This is a genomic window from Companilactobacillus keshanensis (genome assembly GCF_003946205.1).
GTDB lineage: Bacteria > Bacillota > Bacilli > Lactobacillales > Lactobacillaceae > Companilactobacillus > Companilactobacillus keshanensis.
The window spans coordinates 1-9,686 of the sequence record NZ_RHOS01000031.1 but is presented as its reverse complement, the minus strand read 5'-3'; the positions used below and the strand labels follow the sequence as shown (position 1 = coordinate 9,686).

The window sequence follows — 9,686 nt, the reverse complement described above, 5'->3', positions numbered from 1 at the left end:
GGGAGTTCATTAAAATTGCCATTAGGAAAGGCTTTTCTTAAAACTTCCTGGTATTGGGTTTGAATGACTTGTTTAACCGCCATTATTGTTCGCAAATCTTTGACTGCTCGAGTAATCGTTTGCTGTTCTGCTGGTGAATACTTTTCTAGTAGTCCTTTATCGACGTGTTCTAGGCTTTCTAAGCTATCAGAGTGGATCATTAGCGTATATTTCAGATCGATTTTGGCCTCTTTTTCTTGTTGCATTAATAACTTAAAACCAACGTATGGCCGCTTGGTAAAGGTCAATAATTGCTGGGTCAATAAATCATCACGAATATTCATTAAACGTTCGTTTAATTCACTGCCTTTGAAAACTGTTTGCTCGCTTTCGGTTTCCTTAATTAATTCTCGTCTTTCAGCTTGTGTGGTCTGTTCAAAATTAAGCTCTGGATAAAGTTTTTTCGTAGTACGATCGACCACTTTATTTAAGAGTTCATCTGCCTTTTTTAATGAGCTTTCTTGTTGGTTAATTGTCAATAATTCTTTAGTCACATCTTCACCAACTGCATGTTTAATTAAGGTGCTATTTTTCCAATTAAATAGCATGCGCCGTTTATCATCTAGGCTCTCCAAACTGATATAAGTTTTCAGTTCATGACTTAACTCATTGACCACCCGTTTTTCATTAAACGAGAAGTGTTTGCTTAGACTATCTAAATGACCTCTATTGATTACTTTTTCTTGGTTGTTTTTATAACTAGCTTTGGCCTTGCGATAGTTTTTTACTTGTTGGTTAAATTCTTTTCTTTCATACCGCTTGCTATTAATTCCCTCATGTTGAGTTGGTGTATCATCTATTCCTTGATCGACAAATGATTTTTCGCTAATTCGATCGGGAATATTTTTTTGTGCTAAAGACTGATTAACACTTGTTGCCCAATTATGCCGCCACTCATTAATTTTTTCCTTTTTATCCCAATCAACTAACCAAATTTTTCTTTGTTTTGGGAACCCACTTTTAGTTAGAAGTTGCTTTCCATTTTCATCTTTAATGTACTGCGTTTTTGCCTTTAATCCCCAAGTACCATCGGGGTTAAAGGGCCGATTAGTTAACATCACATGAGCATGTGGATTATCCGGGTGATCACGATGAATTGCCACGTCGGCTACCATGCCCTCATCAACAAAATTTTCTTGCACATATTTTGTCAGTAATTCTTTCTGTTCGGATTCACTTAATTCTACCGGTAAAGCTACGTTAAACTCTTTTGCATACCGTGAGTTTGCTTTACGATCTTTCTTTTCAACTTCATTCCATAACTGCTCCCGATCACTCGCCCATTTTGGTGCATTCTTTGGTGTTAAAATAAAGCTTTCTGGCATAACCGAACGCGCATAAAAATAGCTTCGTCCTTCTTTTTGATCGAATAACTTTTCACCACTTCGATAAGCAGATCCAGCAATGGCACTACGTCCTTTACCAGCACTAATATTTTGAAAACTCATGTGAAAAATTGCCATGTTAGTCACCGTCTTCCTTTGATTCTATGAGTTTGACTTTGTTGTCGCCAACGGCGACTTCTAATACAGGTTTTAATGGGGTTAACACAACATAGAATTTATTCTATGTGTAAGTGCGCATTTACCTCGTTTCACTCGTCCTGCTGATTCCCCTAAATTTACTTATAGTGTATGCCTTCCGCTTCGCTATTTCAACTTCTATCCTTTGATTTAACGTTCTCTGTATGATATAGTGTCGGTGATTATTTTTAATACGATTGGAGGGATCATTATGTCTCAAAGTAACTTAGAAAAACAAGAAGCCAAATTAAAACAGCTTAATCAAAAGATTAAAGCTGAAAAAAATAAAATTGAACAAAATCTCGGTAAGCAAATCATTAGATCAGCCAATTTGGAGTATGGGACACTTACTACTCCACAGATTAAAATGATTGCTAAAAAAGTTGCCGCCTTTTTAAATCAATCTCAAAATAACCGATAATAGTTAGGTGGTAATGACTATGCCTAATCAATATGAAAAACTAGTTGAGCAACAAGCGCGTTTAAAACAAAAAATTGAGCGAGAAGATTTTAAATTACGGCAATCTAAATACTACGAAAATCGGCAAGCCCGCAAAGCCCGTTCTCGCCGATTAATTCAAAAAGGGGCTTTGCTAGAAAAATACTTTCAAGCTGATAATCTCTCGGTTGAACAAACCGAAGAGCTTTTAAAAATATTTGCCGATTACGTTAATACCCATAAACCAAATAAACTCAAAAACGATCAACCTAATAACTAGGACGATCGTTTTTATTTTCAGGATTATTTTTTGGCTTAACTTCTAGATTTTTTTAGCAAAGTATTTGAGATGGTTTTGGGTTCTTTTACTAATCTCGTCTTCAACTAGTTTAAGTTCTAATTTATCCGTTTTTTTTAGTTACTTGTACATCTGGTTTAATTCATTAGCACTTAACTTTTTGTTTGCTCGAATTTGTAATCCTTGAATACCATTATCATATGTCCACTGTTTAATTTTAGTCATGTCATTAGTCTGATAATAATTGGCAATTAGTTCGTTCCATTGATCCCACTTATCTAACGGCACATTGATTAAGCCTGCACCACCGTCAATCATAATTTTATTAGCACTTAAAGTCGCCGTCCTTTTGTTCCCGTCCCAAAAGATTTGTTGGCGCATATTATGATACATGACAGTCAATGCTTTATCAGTAATCGTCGTTCGTGGATCAGCCAAGATTTTTTGTAAAAAGGATTGTTCTTGTTTTTCGTTAATTAAAGGTGGTTCAAAAAAGTCTTCACTACCTAAATCAACTCCTCCTTTCCCTTGCCGTAATTCTCCCGGTACTAAGGCGTCTTCCGCTGCCACAATCTTGTTGATTTGTTTTTCCATGGTTAACGTTAAAGGGGAATTTTGAGTAGTGATATATTGCCACCCACGCTTTAAATTAACAATCGTCAAAATATCCTCAACAGGTACTCCTGCTACGCTCATACCGTCCATAATAGTTTGTGTTTGTGACAAAGTGGTATTAACGCCTTCAAAACGAGCATTAGTATGCACTAACTTGGTAAAGTTTGCTCGGGCAAACCGTTGGTTTTCTGCAGCTGTGAATTTATACTTGTCCATATATGTTCGAGTTTTAGCCATATTTTGTGCCTCCTTTCTATTTCAGTCACTGATTATTTGACCTGTCCATGTTAAATCACAAAATGCTCTTCGTTGATAATTTGCTCTTGGCGTTTATCTAAGAGGTAAGTGTGTAACGCGTCAAACAGCTCGCGTTTATCAGGATCTGGATTATGAGCTTCTTGCTCCCAAATGTCTTGAATATCGACTGCCCATGGGTCAGCCAACAATTGATCAATTGTTTCGACTTCTTTGCTGGATTTGGTCATTTAAAAAGCTCCTTTCACATTCCCTTAGTTCAGTCATCGCCAATTTAGCCACTAAGGGTGCCCATTTTTGCTTCTAAGCAATTTTAAAACGATTTTAATATAATTATGCATGTAGAACTTAAAACGGCTTAAGCGAGCTAATATGACGTTTAATTCCAAAAACGCTCGTTATCAATATTTTGTTCTTTAGGGTATTTGGCCGCATATTCTCTAGCTGCTTGTTGGTTCCACCAAACACCAAATAGGTTTTGCATGGTGCCGTACAGGTAGTTCTCAACATTCTTGATATGTTTCTCATCGCTTCTTAGGGCATTAAAATAGCGTCTTAATGTTTTGGTCATCATTTTTTTTAAATCAGGGTCATCTAATAGAATCCATACGCCTAAATCCTTATGTTCTTTTTCAACAGCATATTTGGCGTTTAAGATAATGCCAATAAAGCGCCGCATTTGTTGCGGAGTTCGGCACCAGAAGCTAAGTAATTGCACGGCTTCGGGTTCTAAGAAAACCGGTAAGCCACTGTCTTCATCAGTTAAGAAGTCATTAGCATGATTTATGAGATCCTGGTTTTGTTTTTGAATTTCTGCTGGTGAGAAATTGGCTGTGGAAAAGTCCAACTTTTGAGTATCTATATTGTATCTATTAGTATCTATGTTTTTAGAGTCTTTATATAGATTAACTGCATTTTTTGCACTTCCGCTTGTAGCAAGGGTTTGAGGGCTTTTTTCAACGGTCTCTTGCGGAACTGCATTTTTTGCAGTTCCGCTTGTAGCAAGGGTTTCAACGGTCTCTTGCGGAACTGCATTTTTTGCAGTTCCGCTTGTAGCAAGGGTTTCAGGCTTTTTTTGCCCATATTCGCCCCTTAAATAAACATCAGTAGCTTTTACATCGAGCTTAGAAAGGTATAGACGATTCGGTTCATTCTTTTTAGTCTTTGGGTTAAATCCCATTTGCTTTTGTAAGAGTAGGCCAGTTGATTTAAGTTCAGCTTTTATTTTAATAACTTTATGTTCTGAGCAGTTAAACAGATTAATTAATTCTTGATTGGTAAAAATAAAGTAGACGTGATCTTCTTCATCAACCCAATGATTACGCAAAGAGTACTCTAGCCGGTCTTTCAGTACCATATAAGCCAATTTAGCATCACTGCTTAAATGCTTGTATTGCTCGCCATACATTAATACCTTAGGAAACTGGAAAAATAAGGCTCCATATACGTTATCTGCTTCATAGTAATTAAAATTTGTTGATTTTGTCATAATAAAAACTCCCTTTCTTGACTGACACACGCTGTCTCAAAAGAGAGTTGCTAAAACATTTGACTTGCTTTAAAATACAAATCTGATATGCTCTAACTGAATTACAAGGCGTTCATTTAGCCTTGAGGCTTTGTAATTTACCAGCATGTGTCTGTTTGTGAGTTGCCCAGTCGGCAACTTTTTTTAATTTCTAACAACAAAAATGGACTAAATAGCTTCAGTTAGCTACTTAGTCCATTGGTCTTATCTTCGTTTTAATTAGTTTACCTTTGCTTGCCCTTAAGGTTTGCTTGCAGTATAATTAGCACGTAAACAAGATTACAATTTGTTCAAGCAATTTTAACTTGGCGGTGAAAATTGCTTGGACTAGGTAGCTGCAAGATAGCTACTTGTCAATACTGCAAAAATCCCAATCCCGAGTGGATTGGGATTTTTTGTTTATGAACAAAGCATATCATTCTGCAAAGGTTAAGTAAATAGTATTATGGATATGATTTATGATTAATCATAAATCATATAAAATTTGTGATTAATCATAAATCATGGTAAAATGTTTATGTAAAGGTAGGTGCTACTATGAATGGGAAAACACTATTAAACTTCAACTTTAAAGGTGGCGTTGGTAAGACCACCTTGACTGTAATGGAAACCTATTTATTGGGTCAAGAGGGGAAAAAAGTACTACTTATAGATTTCGATCCCCAGGGAAATGCAACTGAAATTATGAAGGAGACTTATAAAGCCGATTTAAAGCCGGAACTTTCATTATATGAGGGCCTTCTTGGAGGGAATTTGTCTAAATCTATTGTGTCTGTTACAAACCAAATTGATATGATTCCTACAGATTGGACATTGTCTTTATGGATTGGTGCTGTAGAAAAAGTTAGTCGAGTTAAACGTAATATTCTATTACCACAAATGCTTTCAAAGTTAAAACAAAATTACGATTATATTTTTATTGACGTACCACCAACAATAAATGTCTTTACTAATAACGCAATCATGGCTTCAGATTTCATCTCAATTGTCTTACAAACTCAAAAGCAGTCATATACAAGTTCTTTAAAAACAGCTACGCATTTAGGTGAACTACGTGAACAATACAATGGAAGTTTTCAGTTAGTTGGTGTCATATTGTACTTAATGAAGCCACGTGCAAAAGTTGATACTGAAATTTCTGCACAAGCAAAAGACTTTTTTGGCGAAGGGGTCTTTTCAAACTCAATTAGAACTCAAGAACGGGTTAAAACGTTTGCTAATGAAGGAATACGGAATAAAGACCATTGGGATAAAAGAGCAATCCAAATGTACCAAATGGTTCTTAATGAACAAATACTTAGAATTCAAAAGTTAGAGGAGTAATTTATCATGGCAGAAGATTTTTTAAACAAAGTTAGTAAAAAGGCATCTGAACAACTTAAAAATCTAAAAAGTCCATACCAATTCGAAACAGAAAGAACTAAAACCGTTCAACTTCGCATGAGCACATATAAAGAAGTTAAACGCATCGCTTTTGAGAATGACGAAAAAATTGTTGATGTCTTAGAAAAAATTATTCGTGAAGGCCTTGCCAAACGTAAATAAGATTGAGCTTAACTTATGTATTACTGATTGTGTGATTTATGATAAAAGATTAATCTTTTATCATAAATCACACAATCAATAAACTTCACTGTACAAGGTATATTTAAAATAAATTTGATTTAAACATACGTGGTAGATCGCAAATTTAGGGGTCTAGAATTTTTGGTGTTGGAAAGTATTTCCATTCCAAAAGTATGAAGTGCCATAAAAAAGTTGGACACTTTGTTCAATTTTAAAGATTGGAATGATATCGAATATATTCATTCGGTGTCATTCCTTTTTTGTTTACTGAAATTCGCGTGCTGTTATACCAGTGGATATATTGATCAATAACCATTTTAAATTGTTGAAATGAGGTAATCTTGATTCGCTTTAAACACTCACGTTTTAACAAGTTAAAGAAGCTTTCGGCTGGCGCATTATCTAAACAATTTCCCTTACGGGACATCGACTGAGTAATTTCGTGTTGACGTAATAAGCTTTGATACGACCAGTGTTGATATTGCCACCCACGCTTTAAATTAGACAGATTGTAAAATTTAAGTTGAACATTTAAGTGGAAAGAAAAACCCATCAAGGTCTTTAATGGTGTTACCACACAATCCATTAGAAAGAAGGACCTTGATGAGCACCACTATTTTATCATTCCAGAACCGTGTTGTCATTGAAACGCTTCATAATGAAGGACGTTCCTTGCGATATATCGCTAACTACTTAGACTTTAGTAAGACCACCATCTTACCAGACAATTGAACAGCTAACAGGTACTCAGGTTTATTTTGCCCATGCTTATTCACCACATGAACGCGGTAGTAATGAGAACCGTAACCGAGTTTTGCGACGGTTTATTCCCAAGGGACAAGCCATTGAAGAACTAAGTGATTACCAACTGGTTCAAATCAATTGGTATCTGAATTCACGGCCACTTAAATGCCTTAATTGGCATACACCAATCGAGATCTTCTTGCTTAATCTACGTCACTAAATTCGTTCAAGTTATTTCTTGCAATCTGCCATTAACTTACTTTTACAAACCGAGAGATATAAACAAGTTGCTTCTAAATACGTGTTATAGTAAAACACTAAACGCATTTCGATGAATAAAAATGGTCTGATCTCAGTAAAGTACTGAGATCAGACCATTAATTAAAACTAAATATAATTTTTCTAACTTAGTTGTTGCACTTAAACTACTGCATACTCATTTTTCAGTCTTACTTAATCTGCCTCGATGATAAATTTTCTTTTGGATTAAGTATTGATCCTGATCTTGATTAATAAATAACGGAGAACTTTCTTCTATTACATTGCTAAACTCCAAACCATACCATGAAATAGGTGAGGCCGTAATTTTCTGCAAATAGATGCGCCCGCCAATCAATCTTCTATCTAACGAGCTTAACTTATCATTGACAATTAAATCTGCTGGTTGTTCCTTTATAATAACAAACTTAAAGTCGCCGACTTTCCGTTGTCGCTCTGTTGAATACGTGGGTATTTGTGGTTCTAAAATACCTTTTTCCACTAGATCATTTACAACTTGATGTAAATAGACACTAACGGATTGAGATTTCCTAAACCCTAAGTAAAATTGAACGTTAACAACATTATGCGTCTCAAGTAAATCAACTGTATAATTACTTTCATAAGGTGCATTGGTTTCATTGACTGTAACAAACCAATAAACTTTAGCTCTTTTAGGTTGTCTGTCGAGAATAGAATACATGGTACTACGCTTAATTTGGTAATCACCCTTAATTTTAGTCATATACACTAAGTTAGTCGTGAACAAAGGTACTGTATTGTCTTCGCTTAATTTAGAGAGTTGATCACGATAGTCAAGAAGTGAAACATACTCGCTTTCTTTCTCATAATGGTCTCTTCGTTTATTTCCAAAGTACCAAAGCCACATAATATAAAGAATGCCCAACATGATTGTTAACGTAACATAACCGCCATGAATAAACTTAACCAAACTTGAAATTAGAAAGATTAACTCAATAAAACCAAAAAACAAGGCAATTATAAGTGCTGCTCCCTTAGCCAGGTGTTTCTTTAAGAATTCATGCAAAAGCACAGTAGTCATAAGCATGGTAATAGTGATTGCTAAACCATACGCGGCCTCCATTTTTTGTGAACTACCAAAGAACCAGACTACACTGATTGTTATTATACATAGTATCCAATTAACAGTTGCAATATAAATTTGATTTTTTATATTACTTGGATGTCTAATAACCATTCTAGGTAAAAATTTTAAGCCAATTGCTTCATCGACTAAAGTGTAAGAACCCGTAATCAACGCCTGAGAGGCAATGATTGCAGCGAGTGTGGCTAGCAAAATGCCAACTAGGCGCCAAGGCCCTGGGAGCATTTCATAAAAGGGATTTAAGTTCGATAAGTGCCTGTAAGCAGTGTCACCTGCATGTCTAATTATCCAAGCCCCCTGACCTAAGTAATTTAAAAATAGGGTGCTATATACTAGTGGCCAGGTTACATAAATATTCTTCTTGCCAACGTGACCCATATCGGAATATAAAGCCTCTGCTCCTGTGGTTGCCAAAAAGATACTTCCAAGTATAAAGATTCCCACTTTGTTAACTGGACTGAAGAGTACCTTAATTGCATAATAGGGAGAAATAGCCTTCAATATCATTGGATAATTGATTAGATTAACGATTCCAAAGACAGCCAAAAAGCCAAACCATAAAATCATCACTGGTCCAAAGGATTTCCCAATCACACCTGTTCCAAAACGTTGAATCATAAATAATACGAGTAAAACAACTGTTGTGATAATCAAGACGTTATGTTGAGAATTACTAAACACCACAGGGCCAAGGTGTTGTTTTTTTAATCCCTCAATGGCTGAAGTCACAGTTACTGCAGGAGTTAATGTTCCATCGGCCAAAATAGCCGCCCCACCAATCAAAGCTGGCCAAATTAACCATTTTGCATTTTTTCGAACTAAGGCATATAAAGCAAAAATACCGCCTTCATGCTTGTTGTCGGCTTGCATTGCAATGACAACATACTTCAACGTTGTAATGATCATTAATGTCCAAAAAATCAACGAGATCGATCCAATCACGTAATCGGGAGAAATATTTCCCATTTTACCGGCGTCACCAATCAATGCATTCATAACATACAATGGTGAAGTGCCAATATCACCGTACACAATTCCTAAAGTAACAAGTGCCCCCGCAAAAGAAACACGTTCTAGTTGCTTATTCATATTTGCTTGCCCCCAACGCTAATTATTGAAATATGGCATGCAAAATACTAATCCTAAATACGAAGAAAAGCAACTGTGTTTTGCAGATTATAAATTGGCAAATTACAAGTTTAATCCGAACAAGCCCGAAATCTTTCAATGGCAGTCTGTTGATGATGTATTTTTAATGGTCGTTGATTAATTAGTTCAAGTGCTGCTAGGATCTC

Annotated in this window: 11 protein-coding genes and 2 pseudogenes; 6 read left to right on the top strand and 7 right to left on the bottom strand. The window is 35.7% G+C overall.

The features are described 5' to 3' along the window. Nucleotides 1-1,502, bottom strand: a 1,502-nt coding sequence (gene mobQ / locus EKM64_RS10990) for a MobQ family relaxase (protein WP_125678507.1), incomplete at its 3' end; no start/stop codon positions are given. A gap of 271 nt (nt 1,503-1,773) precedes the next feature. On the opposite strand from mobQ, the gene EKM64_RS10985 reads away from it, so the two are divergent. Next, nucleotides 1,774-1,983 carry a hypothetical protein gene (locus EKM64_RS10985; RefSeq protein WP_125678505.1) on the top strand — a complete coding sequence of 70 codons (210 nt, stop codon included), beginning with the start codon at nt 1,774-1,776 and terminating at the stop codon, nt 1,981-1,983. Between the two features lie 19 nt (nt 1,984-2,002). Continuing rightward, entirely contained in the window at nt 2,003-2,281 is a 279-nt protein-coding gene (locus EKM64_RS10980) for a hypothetical protein (RefSeq protein WP_125678503.1), read from the top strand. A 138-nt stretch (nt 2,282-2,419) separates the two neighbouring features. On the opposite strand, the gene EKM64_RS10975 is transcribed toward EKM64_RS10980, so the two are convergent. The 3 genes from EKM64_RS10975 to EKM64_RS10965 form a co-directional block, all read right to left on the bottom strand. After that, a complete protein-coding gene (locus EKM64_RS10975; RefSeq protein WP_125678501.1) occupies nt 2,420-3,151 on the bottom strand; it encodes a Fic family protein in 732 nt (243 codons plus the stop codon). Nucleotides 3,152-3,201: 50 nt separating this feature from the next. Further along, complete coding sequence (locus EKM64_RS10970; protein ID WP_125678499.1) at nt 3,202-3,399, bottom strand: hypothetical protein; 198 nt, start codon at nt 3,397-3,399, stop codon at nt 3,202-3,204. A 149-nt stretch (nt 3,400-3,548) separates the two neighbouring features. Further along, nucleotides 3,549-4,658 carry a replication initiator protein A gene (locus EKM64_RS10965; RefSeq protein WP_125678497.1) on the bottom strand — a complete coding sequence of 370 codons (1,110 nt, stop codon included), beginning with the start codon at nt 4,656-4,658 and terminating at the stop codon, nt 3,549-3,551. 576 nt (nt 4,659-5,234) lie between these two features. On the opposite strand from EKM64_RS10965, the gene EKM64_RS10960 reads away from it, so the two are divergent. Beyond that, on the top strand, nt 5,235-6,020 hold the full coding sequence (locus tag EKM64_RS10960) for a ParA family protein (RefSeq protein WP_125678495.1): 786 nt from the start codon (nt 5,235-5,237) through the stop codon (nt 6,018-6,020). A 6-nt stretch (nt 6,021-6,026) separates the two neighbouring features. Beyond that, complete coding sequence (locus tag EKM64_RS10955) at nt 6,027-6,242, top strand: hypothetical protein (RefSeq protein WP_003649837.1); 216 nt, start codon at nt 6,027-6,029, stop codon at nt 6,240-6,242. A 232-nt stretch (nt 6,243-6,474) separates the two neighbouring features. Here EKM64_RS10955 and EKM64_RS11780 read toward each other — a convergent pair whose 3' ends face one another. Continuing rightward, nucleotides 6,475-6,816, bottom strand: a complete 342-nt coding sequence (locus tag EKM64_RS11780) for a transposase (protein ID WP_404825369.1) — start codon at nt 6,814-6,816, stop codon at nt 6,475-6,477. Nucleotides 6,817-6,827: 11 nt separating this feature from the next. Between EKM64_RS11780 and EKM64_RS11585 the strand changes: the two genes are divergently transcribed. Then, nucleotides 6,828-6,995 (top strand): helix-turn-helix domain-containing protein, encoded by a 168-nt coding sequence (locus tag EKM64_RS11585; RefSeq protein WP_318530747.1) that lies wholly within the window; start codon nt 6,828-6,830, stop codon nt 6,993-6,995. Further along, nucleotides 6,979-7,227, top strand: a pseudogene (locus EKM64_RS11580) (transposase); the annotation flags it as partial. The gene EKM64_RS11585 and the pseudogene EKM64_RS11580, both read left to right, overlap by 17 nt. A gap of 216 nt (nt 7,228-7,443) precedes the next feature. On the opposite strand, the gene EKM64_RS10940 reads toward EKM64_RS11580, so the two are convergent. Next, nucleotides 7,444-9,480 (bottom strand): KUP/HAK/KT family potassium transporter, encoded by a 2,037-nt coding sequence (locus EKM64_RS10940; RefSeq protein ID WP_125678491.1) that lies wholly within the window; start codon nt 9,478-9,480, stop codon nt 7,444-7,446. A gap of 110 nt (nt 9,481-9,590) precedes the next feature. Then, nucleotides 9,591-9,686: pseudogene (locus tag EKM64_RS10935) on the bottom strand (IS30 family transposase); the annotation flags it as partial.

What these genes read in the sequence shown, in the direction of transcription:
- EKM64_RS10965 (WP_125678497.1), bottom strand. Translation starts at nt 4,658, where the DNA reads ATGACAAAATCAACAAATTTTAATTACTATGAAGCAGATAACGTATAT.
- EKM64_RS11585 (WP_318530747.1), top strand. Translation starts at nt 6,828, where the DNA reads ATGGTGTTACCACACAATCCATTAGAAAGAAGGACCTTGATGAGCACC.
- EKM64_RS11780 (WP_404825369.1), bottom strand. Translation starts at nt 6,816, where the DNA reads ATGGGTTTTTCTTTCCACTTAAATGTTCAACTTAAATTTTACAATCTG.
- EKM64_RS10980 (WP_125678503.1), top strand. Translation starts at nt 2,003, where the DNA reads ATGCCTAATCAATATGAAAAACTAGTTGAGCAACAAGCGCGTTTAAAA.
- EKM64_RS10985 (WP_125678505.1), top strand. Translation starts at nt 1,774, where the DNA reads ATGTCTCAAAGTAACTTAGAAAAACAAGAAGCCAAATTAAAACAGCTT.
- EKM64_RS10970 (WP_125678499.1), bottom strand. Translation starts at nt 3,399, where the DNA reads ATGACCAAATCCAGCAAAGAAGTCGAAACAATTGATCAATTGTTGGCT.
- EKM64_RS10975 (WP_125678501.1), bottom strand. Translation starts at nt 3,151, where the DNA reads ATGGCTAAAACTCGAACATATATGGACAAGTATAAATTCACAGCTGCA.
- EKM64_RS10960 (WP_125678495.1), top strand. Translation starts at nt 5,235, where the DNA reads ATGAATGGGAAAACACTATTAAACTTCAACTTTAAAGGTGGCGTTGGT.
- EKM64_RS10940 (WP_125678491.1), bottom strand. Translation starts at nt 9,480, where the DNA reads ATGAATAAGCAACTAGAACGTGTTTCTTTTGCGGGGGCACTTGTTACT.
- EKM64_RS10955 (WP_003649837.1), top strand. Translation starts at nt 6,027, where the DNA reads ATGGCAGAAGATTTTTTAAACAAAGTTAGTAAAAAGGCATCTGAACAA.